17 protein-coding genes are annotated in these 15,655 nt (G+C 45.5%); 1 reads left to right on the top strand and 16 read right to left on the bottom strand.

Annotated features, from left to right (window positions below; all coding sequences use genetic code 11):
- Positions 1 to 266: 266 nt before the first annotated feature.
- From ureC to ACHUFM_RS14290, 13 genes are all read right to left on the bottom strand, one after another.
- Positions 267 to 1,973, bottom strand: coding sequence for an urease subunit alpha (ureC, locus tag ACHUFM_RS14230; protein ID WP_394182968.1), 1,707 nt, complete (start codon positions 1,971 to 1,973; stop codon positions 267 to 269).
- On the bottom strand, positions 1,973 to 2,296 hold the full coding sequence (locus ACHUFM_RS14235; RefSeq protein ID WP_394182970.1) for an urease subunit beta: 324 nt from the start codon (positions 2,294 to 2,296) through the stop codon (positions 1,973 to 1,975). Before ACHUFM_RS14235 ends, ureC begins: the two co-directional genes overlap by 1 nt.
- Positions 2,297 to 2,311: 15 nt before the next feature.
- On the bottom strand, positions 2,312 to 2,614 hold the full coding sequence (locus tag ACHUFM_RS14240) for an urease subunit gamma (RefSeq protein WP_394182971.1): 303 nt from the start codon (positions 2,612 to 2,614) through the stop codon (positions 2,312 to 2,314).
- 19 nt (positions 2,615 to 2,633) lie between these two features.
- Positions 2,634 to 3,506 (bottom strand): urease accessory protein UreD, encoded by an 873-nt coding sequence (locus tag ACHUFM_RS14245; RefSeq protein WP_394182972.1) that lies wholly within the window; start codon positions 3,504 to 3,506, stop codon positions 2,634 to 2,636.
- Positions 3,503 to 4,192, bottom strand: a complete 690-nt coding sequence (gene urtE, locus ACHUFM_RS14250; RefSeq protein ID WP_394182973.1) for an urea ABC transporter ATP-binding subunit UrtE — start codon at positions 4,190 to 4,192, stop codon at positions 3,503 to 3,505. The genes ACHUFM_RS14245 and urtE overlap by 4 nt, the downstream gene beginning before the upstream one ends.
- Positions 4,193 to 4,196: 4 nt before the next feature.
- Positions 4,197 to 5,054: an urea ABC transporter ATP-binding protein UrtD gene (gene urtD, locus ACHUFM_RS14255; RefSeq protein WP_394182974.1), complete on the bottom strand. Its 858-nt coding sequence runs from the start codon at positions 5,052 to 5,054 to the stop codon at positions 4,197 to 4,199.
- Positions 5,051 to 6,184: an urea ABC transporter permease subunit UrtC gene (gene urtC, locus ACHUFM_RS14260; RefSeq protein ID WP_394182975.1), complete on the bottom strand. Its 1,134-nt coding sequence runs from the start codon at positions 6,182 to 6,184 to the stop codon at positions 5,051 to 5,053. The genes urtD and urtC overlap by 4 nt, the downstream gene beginning before the upstream one ends.
- On the bottom strand, positions 6,181 to 7,737 hold the full coding sequence (gene urtB, locus ACHUFM_RS14265) for an urea ABC transporter permease subunit UrtB (protein WP_394183125.1): 1,557 nt from the start codon (positions 7,735 to 7,737) through the stop codon (positions 6,181 to 6,183). The genes urtC and urtB overlap by 4 nt, the downstream gene beginning before the upstream one ends.
- A gap of 129 nt (positions 7,738 to 7,866) precedes the next feature.
- Positions 7,867 to 9,150, bottom strand: a complete 1,284-nt coding sequence (gene urtA / locus ACHUFM_RS14270) for an urea ABC transporter substrate-binding protein (protein WP_394182976.1) — start codon at positions 9,148 to 9,150, stop codon at positions 7,867 to 7,869.
- 289 nt (positions 9,151 to 9,439) lie between these two features.
- Positions 9,440 to 10,030: a malonic semialdehyde reductase gene (locus tag ACHUFM_RS14275; protein ID WP_394182977.1), complete on the bottom strand. Its 591-nt coding sequence runs from the start codon at positions 10,028 to 10,030 to the stop codon at positions 9,440 to 9,442.
- A 249-nt stretch (positions 10,031 to 10,279) separates the two neighbouring features.
- A complete protein-coding gene (locus tag ACHUFM_RS14280) occupies positions 10,280 to 11,122 on the bottom strand; it encodes a DUF6279 family lipoprotein (protein WP_394182978.1) in 843 nt (280 codons plus the stop codon).
- Between the two features lie 244 nt (positions 11,123 to 11,366).
- Positions 11,367 to 12,341: a sensor domain-containing diguanylate cyclase gene (locus ACHUFM_RS14285; protein WP_394182979.1), complete on the bottom strand. Its 975-nt coding sequence runs from the start codon at positions 12,339 to 12,341 to the stop codon at positions 11,367 to 11,369.
- Positions 12,342 to 12,469: 128 nt separating this feature from the next.
- A complete protein-coding gene (locus tag ACHUFM_RS14290) occupies positions 12,470 to 12,703 on the bottom strand; it encodes a putative antibiotic biosynthesis monooxygenase (RefSeq protein WP_394182980.1) in 234 nt (77 codons plus the stop codon).
- 197 nt (positions 12,704 to 12,900) lie between these two features.
- On the opposite strand from ACHUFM_RS14290, the gene ACHUFM_RS14295 reads away from it, so the two are divergent.
- Positions 12,901 to 13,848 carry a helix-turn-helix transcriptional regulator gene (locus tag ACHUFM_RS14295; protein WP_394182981.1) on the top strand — a complete coding sequence of 316 codons (948 nt, stop codon included), beginning with the start codon at positions 12,901 to 12,903 and terminating at the stop codon, positions 13,846 to 13,848.
- A 12-nt stretch (positions 13,849 to 13,860) separates the two neighbouring features.
- On the opposite strand, the gene ACHUFM_RS14300 is transcribed toward ACHUFM_RS14295, so the two are convergent.
- Genes ACHUFM_RS14300 through ACHUFM_RS14310 form a run of 3 tightly spaced genes read right to left on the bottom strand, consistent with a single transcriptional unit; the run spans position 13,861 to position 15,652 of the window.
- On the bottom strand, positions 13,861 to 14,397 hold the full coding sequence (locus ACHUFM_RS14300) for a DUF3833 domain-containing protein (protein ID WP_394182982.1): 537 nt from the start codon (positions 14,395 to 14,397) through the stop codon (positions 13,861 to 13,863).
- Positions 14,398 to 14,415: 18 nt separating this feature from the next.
- Positions 14,416 to 15,129: a hypothetical protein gene (locus tag ACHUFM_RS14305; protein ID WP_394182983.1), complete on the bottom strand. Its 714-nt coding sequence runs from the start codon at positions 15,127 to 15,129 to the stop codon at positions 14,416 to 14,418.
- A 1-nt stretch (position 15,130) separates the two neighbouring features.
- Entirely contained in the window at positions 15,131 to 15,652 is a 522-nt protein-coding gene (locus ACHUFM_RS14310) for a DUF2878 domain-containing protein (RefSeq protein ID WP_394182985.1), read from the bottom strand.
- Positions 15,653 to 15,655 lie beyond the last annotated feature (3 nt).

Here is a 15,655-nt window from a genome sequence, read left to right on the forward strand (position 1 = left end):
TTAACAAGGGAGGGAAACTATCTTGCCCCTCCCCCTCTTAACAAGGGAGGGAAACTATCTTGCCCCTCCCCCTCTTAACAAGGGAGGGAAACTATCTTGCCCCTCCCCCTCTTAGCAAGAGAGGGAAACTATCTTGCCCCTCCCCCTTTTAACAAGGGAGGGAAACTATCTTGCCCCTCCCCCTTAACAAGGGGGAGGCTGGGAGGGGGTAGCAAACTTACTGTTACCCAAACACTTCACACTTTCCACCCTTTAAAGGGAGAGAGTCAAAACAAGTTATACAACTGTGCTAAAGGCAGTTCTTTGGCCGGTTCACAAGTCAGTAACTCGCCATCCGCCCTGACTTCATAAGTCTGGGGATCCACAGTAATCTCTGGCATCCAGTCATTGTGAACCATGTCAGATTTACCTATATTGCGAGTGTTTTTACAGGCCACTAAAGTACGCTCTAATCCCAAACTTTGCTTAATGCCATTGTCTAATGAGGCCTGTGATACAAAGGTCACCGAGGTGGCCGCACTGGCCTTACCAAAGGAGCCAAACATAGGGCGATAATGCACAGGCTGTGGCGTAGGTATCGATGCATTAGGGTCGCCCATGGGAGCATTGGCAATCATGCCGCCCTTAATAATCAAAGAAGGTTTAACCGCAAAAAAGGCCGGCTTCCACAATACCAAGTCCGCCAATTTGCCCGCCTCAATGGAACCCACTTCATGACTAACGCCATGCGCAATCGCTGGGTTAATGGTGTATTTGGCGATATAACGCTTAGCACGGAAGTTGTCTGCACCCAGCTCAGCATCTTCTGGTAACAAGCCGAATTGCTGCTTCATTTTGTGCGCCGTCTGCCAAGTTCGAGTGACCACTTCACCCACTCGTCCCATGGCTTGTGAATCGGATGAGATCATGGAGAAAGCACCACGATCATGGAAAATGTCTTCTGCGGCAATGGTTTCCTTACGGATACGAGAGTCAGCAAAAGCCACATCTTCAGGGATATTACTGTCTAGATGATGACACACCATCAACATGTCCAGATGTTCATCGACTGTATTATGGGTGTAAGGACGAGTTGGGTTGGTCGAAGATGGCAGCACATTGGCGTGCCCTGCTGCACGAATGATGTCTGGCGCATGACCACCACCCGCTCCTTCCGTATGATAAGTGTGAATCACTCTGTCTTTAAAGGCACTCAAGGTACTGTCAACAAAGCCAGATTCGTTCAAGGTATCGGTATGAATCGCTACCTGTACATCGTATTTTTCCGCGACCGACAAACAACAATCGATAGACGCAGGTGTGGTGCCCCAATCTTCGTGTAATTTCAAGCCACAAGCGCCAGCTTCCAATTGCTCCTCAAGGGCCTCAGGTAAGCTGGCATTGCCCTTTCCTAAGAAGCCCAAATTCATTGGCATACTGTCGGTGGCTTGCAGCATTTTGCCCAAATACCAAGGCCCCGGCGTACAGGTAGTGGCATTGGTGCCCGTCGCCGGCCCCGTGCCACCACCTATCATGGTGGTCACACCTGAGGTAAGGGCTTCTTCAATTTGTTGCGGACAAATAAAGTGAATGTGCGCGTCGATACCGCCCGCGGTGAGAATAGAACCTTCCCCAGCAATGACTTCAGTACCTGGGCCAATGACAATGTCCACATTATCTTGTACATCTGGGTTACCGGCTTTACCCACTTTGAAGATACGGCCGTTTTTGACCCCAACATCGCCTTTGACTATGCCCCAATGATCCAGTACCAAGGCATTGGTAATCACCAAATCAACGGCGACCTCATTGGTCAACTGACTTTGCCCCATACCATCACGAATGACCTTGCCACCACCAAATTTCACTTCATCCCCATAGGTAGTGAAGTCCTGCTCCACTTGAATCCATAAGTCGGTGTCGCCTAAACGCACTCTGTCGCCAGTGGTCGGGCCAAACATTTGTGAGTAACTTTGTCGGTCCATGTTTGCCATCAGTCTGTCTCCTCGGTCGCCAGTTTGCCCATCACCTCACCACGAAAACCGTAAATGCTGTTGTTGCCAGCGTAGGCCACCAGTTCCACTTCTCGTCCTTGACCGGGTTCGAAGCGCACCGCCGTCCCGGAAGCAATATTAAGGCGATAGCCTTTGGTGACAGGTCGATCAAAGACTAACGCTGGATTCACTTCATAAAAATGATAGTGGGAGCCGATTTGTACTGGGCGATCACCGGTGTTTTCCACTCGAACGCTCAAGGTTTTACGTCCTTGATTCAGAACAATGTCGCCTTCGCTAACCTGTATTTCTCCTGGAATCATCTTGCTTCTCCCCAGTTAATTGATCGGGTTGTGAACCGTGACCAGCTTAGTGCCGTCCGGAAAGGTTGCCTCAACCTGAACCTCATGAATCAAATCCACAACACCATCCATAACCTGCTCGGCACTCAGTAAGGTTTTTCCATAAGCCATTAACTCTGCAACACTTTTACCATCTCGAGCGCCTTCGATAATTTCCATCGTGAGGTAAGCCATGGCCTCAGGATAGTTAAGTTTTAGGCCGCGATTTAAGCGACGCTCAGCCAACAAGGCAGCGGTAAACACCAGCAGTTTGTCTTTTTCTCTTGGTAGTAATTCCATAGTCAAAGCCTCTTCATCATTAGGTCGCCCAAATTCGTGGCGCACAGGCATTGCGTTGTATCAATTCAGGTCGGAGTTGTTGCCAACACTGATTAAATAAGTGTTTCATTTGCTCGCTGTCACCATGCACAGCGCGCACCAAAATAAATTCTTTCACTAAAGACACTCCCGCCAAACCGGCGAACTCCGCACAAGACTCGCGTAAAGCCGTTAAGGTATCGTCTGATAAATGCGTAAAAGGCCCAGCCACCAACAAACCATTCACCGCTTGTCCCTGTAAGCCAGCCGCCGAATGCATTACCGCTGCGGAATCCTGATCAATGCGTAACCGCTCGCGCAGCCTGATACGACCATCCACATTGATCTGAAAACTTTGGCTGGCGCGTCCTTGAGCAAAATCCAATTGATTAGCGGGCAAGCCAAAACAGGTGATTTCCCAACCAATAAAACGCGCCCCAGAGGCAAGGTGAATCTGATTCACTAACGCCGTATTAGCATCGGGATACAAGATGGTTTCTTGTGGTAACCACTCCATGATGGCCTGATTTGGCACGTGCAAATGGGTGGTTTGACGCTGTAACAATTTGTCTGGCCGAGCACGGTAAACCCGACCCGCTCCGGGTGTGGTAATCAATACATGAGTATGCGGCTGTTGACGTGATTCAATGACCAATTCATCCCCCGACACCAAGCCGCCTGGTGGGTGCAACAAATACACATGGGCCGTGTCTTGACCTTCAGGGTAGAAAGGCTTTTGCACATACAAAGGCCCTTTATGATCACAGGTTTTCAATACAGTTCCACGAGCGCCATGCGCAAACCCCAAGCGCAAATAGGCTTGCCATTGACTGGCTGTTTGCTCAGTATTGGGATGACTTAAAGCAAGGGTCATACGGCTAAATACTGTTTAATGAGATCGTCATTCAGGTTTTCCATCTTATCCGCAGCGACAATTCGACCTTTTTCCATGAGACGAAACTCTTTACCCACACGACGAGCAAAGCCCAGTTTTTGTTCAATTAAGATCACGGTTAGGCCTTCTTCCTCGTTCAGTTTGAGAATCACATCACCAATTTGTTTAACGATATTTGGCTGAATACCTTCATTTGGTTCGTCCAAAATTAAGACTTTTGGTTCTAATACCAACGCCCGTCCAATGGCCAATTGTTGCTGCTGACCACCCGACAAATCGCCACCACGACGATGCAACATTTCCTTCAACACCGGAAAGAGTTCAAAGACTTTTTCCGGTATGGCTTTTTTCTTCTTTACTGGCAGACCAATGCGCAGGTTTTCCTCCACCGTTAACATGGGAAAAATGTCGCGACCTTGTGGTACATAGCCAATGCCAGCGTAAGCACGTCGTTCAGCACTTTGTTTATGCAAGGCTTGCTGGTTCAGTAAAATTTCACCGCTTTTAATGGGTAACAAGCCCATAATGGCTTTCATCAAGGTCGTCTTACCGACACCGTTGCGGCCCATAATGCAAGTGATGGAGCCTGGTACTATGTCCAAATCCAGATCCCATAAAATTTGTGTGCCACCATACAATTGGCTGACTTTTTTCATGCTGATCATAGGGTTAGGCCTCCACCGCTTCTTCGCCTAAATAGACTTCAATGACGTCTTTATTGTTCTGAATCTGATCCATGGTGCCTTCGGCTAATACCGATCCTTGATGCAGCACAGTCACAGTGCGAGCAATACTGCGTACAAACTCCATATCGTGCTCCACCACAATAACGGTGCGTTCTCCGGCTAAGGACGTCAGCAACTCCGCGGTGCGTTCGGTTTCCTGAGCTGTCATGCCAGCTACCGGTTCATCAATCAGTAAAAGTCTAGGATCAGATACAAGAAGCATGCCTATTTCCAACCATTGCTTCTGCCCATGAGACAAAGCGCCAGCTTGCATAAAACGCTGCTCACTCAAACCTATGATTTTCAGCACCTCATCGATACGATCGATTTCACTGGGTGACAATCGAGAAAACAGAGTTTGAATTACTCGCTTATCGGTTTTCAAAGACAGCTCCAAGTTGTCGAACACACTTTGCTCTTCAAATACCGTGGGTTTCTGAAACTTACGTCCAATCCCCAATTGCGCTATGTCCGCTTCGTCTTTACTGAGCAAATTATGGGTTTGACCGAAAAACACCGACCCCGAATCCGGTTTGGACTTGCCGGTAATCACATCCATTAAAGTGGTTTTGCCCGCGCCATTGGCACCAATAAGGCAGCGCAACTCTCCGTCTTTGACATACAAGTTGAGATCGTTCAACGCTTTGAAACCATCAAAACTCAGGTTCAAGCCTTCTACATAAAGAATCATCTGATTTGAAACATCCACTTTCGCCGCTTGTTCTGGCGCTAAAAATGGCCATACCTGATCACGACGGAAGGTGTCTCTTAGACTTTGTAGTGATTGATCTATGGCATTCATGATGACGCCTCCTGTGTCGATAGGCTTTGGCGCTTGGATTTAAGCTGTCCGTATAGACCGATTAAGCCTTTTGGTAAAAACAGGGTCACTAAGACAAATAACGCGCCTAAGGCAAATAACCAACCATCTGGCATGATGGCGGTAAAACGGGTTTTAGCGTAATTCACCAACAGAGCACCGATAATGGCGCCAATTAAGGTGCCGCGGCCGCCAACAGCAACCCAAATAACGATTTCAATGGAATTAATCGGAGAAAACTCCCCTGGGTTGATAATGCCCACTTGAGGAACATACAAGGCGCCCGCCACACCAGCGATCACCGCCGAGTAGACAAACAACCACACCTTATAACGTTCCGTGCGATAGCCAATAAAACGGGTGCGAGCTTCCGCATCTCGAACAGCCAAAGTCACCTTACCCAAACGAGAAGACAGAATGCGCTGACTGACTAACAAAACTAAGGCTAATAACAGTGCCGTTATAATAAACAGCGCCACTCTTGTGGCATCAGACTGCAAATCAAAGCCTAAAATTTCCTTAAAATCGGTTAGCCCGTTATTGCCACCAAATCCCATTTCATTACGGAAGAAGGCCAACAACAAAGCGTAGGTTAAGGCTTGTGTCATGATGGACAGATACACCCCGGTCACACGGGAACGAAAGGCTAGCCAACCAAACACAAAAGCCAATAACCCCGGTACCAACACCGCCATTATCATGGCGAACCAAAACTGGTCCATCCCCAACCAGAACCAAGGCAGCTCTTGCCAATCAAGGAACACCATAAAGTCCGGTAGAACAGGATGACCATAGACACCGCGGTCACCAATTTGACGCATCAGATACATGCCCATGGCATAACCGCCCAAAGCAAAAAACGCCCCATGCCCTAGGCTTAAAATACCGCAATATCCCCAAATGATGTCCACCGCCAAAGCCAACATGGCGTAACATAAATACTTACCCAACAAGGTAATACTGTAGGTGCTCACATGCAGAGCCGAGCTTTCTGGTAAAAGTAAATTCGCAGCCGATGCCAACAAGGTGACCCCCAATAACAAAATCACAAAGGGCAAGGTGTATTTGCCAGACGTGCGCCCTGCGCTAAACCAATGCAATAACTTACTCATTCTGCAGCCCTGCCTTTTTGTGGGAAGAGTCCTTTAGGACGTTTCTGAATAAAGAGAATGATGAACACCAACACAAAAATGGCGGCCAACACGGCACCAGTGGTCGGCTCCAAGAACTTATTAGCAATACCCAAGGTGAACGCCGCCACTAAGGTACCCAATAAATTCCCCACGCCGCCAAACACCACCACCATAAAGGAATCAATGATGTAAGCTTGGCCCAAATTTGGCCCCACATTGGTAAGCTGAGATAATGCCACGCCCGCGATGCCAGCAATGCCTGATCCTAACCCAAAAGTCATGGCATCCACCCATTCGGTTTTCACCCCCATGGCTTTGGCCATGTTGCGATTTTGCGATACCGCACGCACGTTCAAGCCCAGTGAACTTTTCTTTAAAATCAGCACCAATACGATGAATACCAACAAAGCAAAGGCTAGGATATACAAACGGTTTAACGTCAAAGATAAGACGGGATTGATTTCCCATGAACCACTCATCCAACTTGGGGTGGATACTTGACGGTTCAAAGGAGAGAAAATAGTTCGTACCAGCTGCTGTAAAATCAGACTGATACCAAAGGTGGCCAACAGGGTTTCCAATGGTCGACCGTGTAAGCGACAAATCACCAAGCGTTCAATCAACACACCCATTAAGCCCGACACCAAAAAGGCCGCAGGAATCGCCACCCAAATGGAATAATCTATGTAGTTGGGCATAATCAACTGCACCACATAAGTGGTATAGGCACCCAACATGATCATTTCACCGTGCGCCATATTGATGACTCCCATCACCCCAAAGGTGATGGCCAAACCAATTGACGCCAATAACAATACGGAACCTAAACTCAAGCCAAAAAACAACTGATCAACAAACGCATATCGCTGGACACTTTGATTGATCTTCTCAAGTGCCTGAGTCGCTGCCGATGCAATCACATCATTCGCATCTTGGCTTAAGGTGACCAAGCCATTGCGCACATCGTTTTCCAAGCTGCTGGACAAAAATTCAATGGCTGCCAAACGAGCACTTTGACTCTGTTCAACCTCTTTTGCTGTGTACAAAGACAAGGCGGTTTGCATCATTTCTTGTACGTTTGGATGGGTTTCTTGAGGGTAAAGTGCTTCTAAAGTAGCAAAAGTGTCACTATCCAGATCCGCTAACAATTCACGCACCGCACTTTCACGTAATTCAGGGTCTTTTGAGGTTAATTGCAGACGTGCAATGGTCCCTCGCAACATACTGCGTAATTTATTATTTACTTTGATTTTGCGAACTTGCTTACTGCCTAACTGGGCATTCGCTTGTTGACTAAAGACATCCACATAGAGGGTTTCACCTGCCGTATTGGTTTTGACAACTAACCGCCCCTCCGCTCGAGTGTAGTATAGGTCGCCATCCAACCAAGCTCTAAACACAGGTAATAATGACTCATCGCCCTGCGCTTCCAGTTGCACCAACATAGCCGGCATTTTGGATAACTTGGTTTGAGTAAGCTCAGACAGCAGGCCTTCGGTTTCCACAGCCATCAACCAAGTTGGCAATGCCATAAAAATCCCTATCAGACAGAGACGCAAAATACGTTTCACGATATTTCTCCGGAATCAGTCGAACATAAGCGGTAAAAAAGGTTTCCAGCAAATGCTGGAAACCAAGTTTCAACCCTGGGGGTGGTCAAATTAGTAATTTTGTCCAGAACACATTTTGGTCTTAGTGTTGTAGTTGCCACATTTAAGTGGATCGGTCCAATCAGCAATCAGATCTTTCGAACCTGGTAAGAAGTCAGACCAAGCGTCGCCCGGAACCACACCATCGGTCTCCCAAACGGTTTCAAACTGACCGTCGTCTTGAATCTCGCCAATCAGCACAGGCTTACTCAAATGGTGGTTTTTGTTCATTACCGCAATGCCGCCTGTTAGGTTAGGCGTTTCCTGACCTATCATGGCCTGCTCAACCGCATCTACGTCGGTTGTACCGGCTTCGGTTACCGCATTGGCCCACATGTTAAAGCCGATAAAAGTGGCTTCCATTGGGTCATTGGTCACACGATCAGGGTTGCCAGTAAAGGCTTTCCACTGGGTAATAAATTCTTCATTTTCATCACTCTCTACGCTTTGGAAGTAGTTCCAAGCGGCCAAGTGACCCACTAGAGGCGCCGTGTCTAGACCAGATAACTCTTCCTCACCCACAGAGAAAGCCACCACTGGAATGTCTTCTGAAGAAATACCTTGGTTACCCAATTCTTTGTAGAAAGGCACGTTGGCATCACCATTGATGGTCGATACCACAGCGGTTTTCTTGCCTGCGCTACCGAATTTTTTAATGTCGGAAACGATAGACTGCCAATCAGAGTGACCAAATGGCGTGTAATTGATCATGATGTCTTCTTCCGCGACCCCCATGTCTTTCAGATAGGCTTCTAGAATCTTGTTGGTGGTACGCGGATAAACGTAATCCGTACCCGCTAGCACCCAACGCTCTACACCTAACTCGTCTTTTAAGTAATTAACCGCAGGAATGGCTTGTTGGTTTGGCGCTGCGCCTGTGTAGAAAACATTTTTAGAAGATTCTTCACCCTCGTATTGCACTGGGTAGAACATCAAACCGTTGAGTTCTTCAATAACAGGCAAGACAGACTTACGAGATACGGACGTCCAACAACCGAAAATGACATCCACTTCTTCTTCCGTTAATAATTCACGGGCTTTTTCCGCAAACAGAGGCCAGTTCGATGCTGGATCCACCACCACTGCTTCGAGTTTTTTACCGAGCAAACCACCTTTTTTGTTCTGTTCTTCGACCATCATCAGAACCGTGTCTTTCAGGGTCGTTTCAGAAATGGCCATGGTGCCAGATAGGGAATGCAATACACCGACTTTAATTGTGTCGGCGGCCAGAGAAGGGAAAGCAATAAGCGTCGCACTGGTCAGCGCAATCGCAGAAGCAAGCGTCTTAATTTTCATGATTGAGTCGTCCTATTGTGATTTTTGATGCGTTCAAACTGATCACTTAGGCGCTTTATCGTATGGTTATGACCTAGTGAGCAGCCTGTACAGTATTCAAAAAAACCACAACCTAGGGTATGCGCTAATTACCCTATGGAGCTACGTTAAATGACGTAGACTCTTTCAAACATGAGCTGAAAACACATGATCGTTTCAATTAAGACTGTTTAAGGTAGGAAGAGAGAAAAAGAAAAAAGGCGAATGTCATCAGTGACATTCGCCTTTATGGAATCATGAGGTCATGAGCTTATAGAATTTTAGCGACTTCCTCAAAATCAAGACGCGGGCCTCGTGGATGGTAACCCTCTGGTTTGCCATAACCTAGGTTGATGATAAAGTTTGTTTTGAAACGACCATCTGCAAAGAATTCCGCATCAACAGCAGCAGGGTTAAAACCACTCATAGGACCAGCAGACAAACCTAATGCGCGAGCGGCTAAGATAACGTAGGCACCTTGCAAACTACTGTTACGGAATGCCGTTGATTCAGATAAAGCGGCGTCATTCTCAAACATAGGTTTGGCATCTACTACCGGAAATTGTGTTGGTAGATGATTGTAAAATTCAGAGTCAGAAGCAACAATTAAGGTTAATGGCGCTGCACGCGTTTTGTCGACATTACCTGGAGCCAAAGCGGGTAATAGTCTTTCTTTGCTCTCAGTACTGTTCAAAAATACAAAGCGCGCAGGCTGAGCATTCATGGAAGTTGGCCCCCATTTACATAGATCGTATAAAGCTTTGATCGTTTCCTCATGAACAGGCGTATCTAAAAATTCATTATAGGTTCTAGCTTCTAGAAACAACTGATCTAAAGCATTTTTGTCTAATGATGTGCTCATACAATCTCCTAAAAAAAATGTGTTTAACAAAAAGGTATCTGGATTTCGAGACAGAGTATACGACGCCACAAGTGGAGCATATAGGCTCGAATAAGAACATGTGTGTTTCACAAAACGATCTAATAGAAGTATAGATCATGACTAAAATTTTGCGTCTCAGATCAAACATATTTTCCTCAAAGCCCCTGTTCACATCCGGTCTGATTGATGCCCTCTTCAACTCTCTTGTTATAAAACGAAAACCAGACATTAAGATCGCACCAAACCAGCCAAAAATTGCAACCAATCTTGGAGTTCATCATCAAATGATTGTCGCTGCTTTTCAGTCAGAGAGTGGTTTAACTCAGCCAGCATTTTTGCATATAAGATCTTATTATGTTCAGAAGCAACATTGTGTTGCGGTGTTTTATATTGCTCAGGATGAATCATGATACTACTCAGTCGCTGAGAAAAGTCTGGTGATTTACGGTCAGCAAAGAGGTCTTTGACCATCGTTTGAAGTCTCATTTGGTAAGCCATTCTCAACTCAAACGTCGGCGTAAATGCCTGAACATAGCGCTGAATAATTTGCATTTGCTCTGGTGTCAGTTTGCCAATGTTGTCTTCCACTTGTTTAATCAAATCTTGTTGTCGATCCGCTAAACGCGCCTCTTTGCTTTCTGCGGCCTCTCTGGACAGCCTTTCCTCTCGCTTTTTCTGCCACACTGATAAAAAATCGTCTATTTGAGAGGGTGACAAATACGGCGCCAGTAAGGCCAATTCTGGAGAAATTTTATCGCGTAGGCGCTGTACGTTCTGCTGTATTTCATCAAACACATTCAGCCATTGCTGCTGATCAAGGGGAGCTGTCTGGAGTTGTGATCTTAGGGCGTTAAGCTGGCTTTCATAAGTTTTCAGTTCTTCGGAGCGATGCCAAGCATGCCACGAATCGACACGTTCATCCAAAAGGGCTTTTTGCTCTGTGGTCAATTCAATATAATCATCCACATACCAATACAACAGCCAATCAAGATTGTTGTACACAAAAGAGGACGAGCAAGCACTCAACAACACACTAAACAATAGTACCAGCGAGAATTTTGTCTTTTTCATTGGGACTCCGCCCTTTAGACCAGTTGATATAAATCCATTTTATATTGAGGTGATTCAACCTTTTTAGTCAAGCTTTCTTTTAGTTAGTATTGTGCTTTATAGGTTATATCAAAATAAAACTGGCTGTTGAGAAGTCAGTTCAGAGGGAGAACTCTAACGAACAGTCGTGGTTAATCGACTAAAAAACACAGCGTGATGAAGCACTTCTTGGTTTGTCGAGAAGAAGTATTATCTCTCTCTATCTTCACTTAAAATCAATAGATGGGGTTTGTTGTTTTGCAGCGTACATTGACCGATCCGCTTCCTTCAAAAGGGTGTCGATTAATTTTCTCTCAGCGGAATTTGTCACGGCAAACCCAGCGCTATACAACAAATCGTATTCATGAAGTGCCGTTTGATTGTAGTGCTCAATAGCACGTTTAAAACGAGCCATAACTTGTTTGGCCGTCTTTAGGTTTATACCTGGCATAAAGACAACAAATTCATCACCTCCTAATCGACATAGAATATCGGAAGAACGAAAGTTTTCACGCATCAATGCGGCAAATTGTTGCAAGGCTCGATCCCCCTCATCATGACCAAATTGGTCATTAATAGGTTTAAACAGATTAAGATCCATGTAGACCAAAGAAAACGTCTCTTTCACTAAATGAGAAACCGTGAGTTGGTGCTGGGCTTGTCGAATGAAGCCACGACGATTAAACAATTGAGTGAGTTCATCTACTGAGGCAATGTGGGTCGCTAAGAGCTCGTACTCGGCCATTTTAGCCAGATCAACCAAGGCTTCCAGATCCCGCTCTGACAAGTCATGCGGCCGCTGATCAATAATACAAAGTGTGCCCATTTTTGTACCGTCGCCATAAGCCAATGGTACGCCTGCATAAAATCGAATATTAGGCGGTCCAGTCACCAAGGGGTTATCGGCAAAACGCTGATCTAATGAAGCATCAGGAACAATGAACGGTTCAGCTCCCAAGATAGCATGACCACAAAAAGAAATGTCTCGAGGCGTTTCTCTAACCTCCAGACCGAGACAGGACTTGAACCATTGACGGCTTTCATCAACGAGACTAACCAATGCAATTGGCACATCAAACATACGCTGCGCCAATCTTGTCACGCGATCAAAACGCTCTTCTGCATCCGAATCTAAAATACCTAAACTTCTCAGGTTACTGAGTCTAAGCTGTTCGTCTTTCGGAATGTCTGGTATTTGCATTTTGCACCTTGTGGTTTTCGACCTGAATGATCTTCTCCTTAACGCTGCTTTAAACCTAGCACTTCATGTCTCAGATTCAATATTGGCTAACAAAGTTTTACACTTCAGTCTCCTCTTAACTCAAGCCATTACGCTCTCACCCAAGAGAAGAGTTTCTTATGCAGGAATGCCAAAATGCTACTCATAATGGGGACAATAATGATCGTCATAATAAGCAAACGCAGGGGTAAACTGAATTGGCCTATATAGGGATCAAGTAACGGAAAAAACAAATTCAACAAGGGATAAATTGTTAGCCAAACCAACAACATGGCTTTCCATTTTCTCGGGGCCTTTGGCTTCGTTTTTTGATCATTTAGCATATTAGTTCTCCTTACTCTTAAATGGGTAAAAGCGGTTGTATAAATCACACACCGCTCTCTTACTTAAAGCCATTTCACTTGTCGAAATCAGATGAAACTATGCTAGTATTTTTAGTAGTGATTATCATTTGTATTTTTATGCATTCCGGCATAAAACCTATTCATTTCGGTGAAAAGGTGAGAAATGGGAAGATTCGATGACATATAGAGTGAATCAAAACAATATTATTTCGGTGGATCAGCCATCTAATGGCGTAAAAAGACAACGTTTACCGGCAGTATTAGGCACTTGTTACGTTGATAGAGAACTCATCGAACCCGGCATCGCCATTGCTTATTCAAGTTATACTGCCAGCGAAAATTTCGTTGAAGAAAGCCGGATTGAAACGTCAGAGACAAGGTTGAGTTTAACATTCGGTTTATCCGGACAATCCATTTACCAGTGTAAAAGTGCCTTAACAGATGACCTAGTCTTTTCGGAAAACCATGCCACATTGACGACCTTTGGCAATAGCGAAGGAGAACGAATATATAAAGAGGGGCATAAAATCGATCAGTTGCGGATACTCATAAGTGGAAACGCATTTGATCGTCTTAGTATTCCATTTCCCAAAGAGGCCAAGGATGTTGCATTTCCTATTCAGCAGCAACATACGAAAATCAGTCAGAACACAATACATTACTTAAAACGTTTGATGACCTTGATGTACTCGAATCAACCAGAGCGGCCTTTAGAGAAACACATTCTGGTGTTAAATCTATTAAGTGAACAATTGTCGTTATTGCAGGCAAATCATCAAGAATATCAACCAGTATTTCACCACAGAGACGAAGCCAACATCATCTCAGCAAAACGATATATGATTCAAAATATGTCCCTTCCCATCACCCTCGCCAACGTCTGTCAGGCGGTGGGCATTAGTGAAAGTAAACTCAAACAAGGCACCAAAGCTCTCTATCAATTGTCACCGCACCAATTGCTTTTGCAGATTCGTATGGAAAAAGCTTGGGAACAGTTAATGACGGGCAGCAATGTGTCTCAAACTGCTTACTCTGTCGGCTATCAACACGCTTCTAATTTCAGTGCCGCGTTTAATCGATATTATGGTTTTTCACCCAAATCCCTGCTGGTCCAACGGCAGTAAAACAAGCTAGAACTACACCTTCTCAATCACGATTGACAGATAACCCACTTCGAAGCCGAACTTGGTCATCACGGATTCATTAATCACTACGCCGTCTTTGACCATATACATGCGATCGTCAACGGTAACCTCGATAATGTCACCATCGTAAGGCACTTGCAGTACGTATTTCATGAACAAGGCGTTGCCTGCTATTCTAACCTCGCCTGAACCGACGACATCATTGGCGGTGGCTATGTATTGGCCATCTGTGTTTGGTGTCAGGGTCCAAGTACGGTTCTGAATCTCACCGTCATCAAACACAAACACTTCCGCTAAAGTCCCCACACCGTTTTCCCAGCTACCATCTAACGTGGCATTAAAATAACGAATCACTTCGCCACTGCGATTTTTCAAAATACCATGGGCGCGCAATTGGCCAGAAAAGAAGGACTGTAGCTCAAACTTAGGGGTGTTGTTGGCGTAAATGGACACATCCGCCGTAGAACAAGCCGACAAAGTCATAGCACTCAATAACACCATGAGCCATTTTTTGTATCTCACATACATCGTTCAAATCCTCTAAATTCAATCATTGTATTGGTAACGAATATCAACACTTTGGTATTTTCCTGCAGCATTGCTGATGTTGGCTCTGCCAGTGAAACGCAGCAATCTTTGCGTGCTTGAGTCATACGCCACCACAATGGGATCAACCGCCATCTTGACCAGCCAAGACACTGGCGACAAAGTAAAGCAGACCACACTTGGTGATGTATCAGCTAGGCAATCAGCCTGTTGGAAACGGAAGGAAAAAGTGGTGTGTTTACTGGGAACCAAATATTCAATGTCCATCGTCTTACCAGATATCAAAGGTTGCCAATATTGACGAACAAAAGCGTCAAAACCAGCATCTATGACCATATTGGGTTTGTCGGCAATCGTGTCTTCTTTTGCTTCGCTGCCATTCTGTTTGCGGTATTTCACCAAAAACGTTTCACCCACCTGCTTCACCTCAATCGCTTCGCCATTGCGATCATTTAACTGTTGAAAACTGGGGCGTATTAAAGACCTTGAGAAGTCGATTTGTTTGCGCGCAAACTCGGTACCATCAGGTTCAGAATACATCACCTGATGTTGTGCCCGGTCTAATTTGATGTGTTTTTCCGTATAAACTAGATCTCCCGTTTCCAAACTAAAAGCTTGGCCTATGGCGGAACTGGGCGCATTCGCCAACAACAATCCACTAGTAAACAAGAGTGTACCGGTGAGTAAAACACGAAGAGAATACATTAACTGCATATTAATCCTTCCTATCGGTCAGTTGCCATATATCCGTTAGCCAAACCCCAAACGGCAAGATCATCGCCCACAACGCAGCGACCAGTAACAAGCTATAAATGAGCGGTGAGGCCAAAGTAATACCGGCCATGTTGGCACCAGCAAAATAACTCATGGTCGGGCCAATCAATCCTAAACCAGCCGCTAGAGCATATCGCTTTCTTAAAAAAGACAGGCTATGGGCGAATAAGGTCGCCACACTGACCCACAAGCATATTAGCCAGACTGGAGGCACACCGAATGTCGTCCAAGATGCGGTGGTCGATGTAAAAACAGACAGGCGAAATAAACTGCCATCGACAACAAAACCCAACAATAGAAAGACACAAATCAACCGCCATTCATGGCGGTTTTTCATAATGAATAGGTGATGAAAAGCGAGGTAACACATAGTGGCCAGCAATGCCCATAATGACCCCATAAGAAGACATACAAACCATATTGTTTGAAATAATACCGCGTTAATGATCGCCTTCTTTGCCACGAT

Origin of the sequence: Marinomonas posidonica (assembly GCF_043643765.1) — a bacterium.
Lineage (GTDB): Bacteria > Pseudomonadota > Gammaproteobacteria > Pseudomonadales > Marinomonadaceae > Marinomonas > Marinomonas posidonica_A.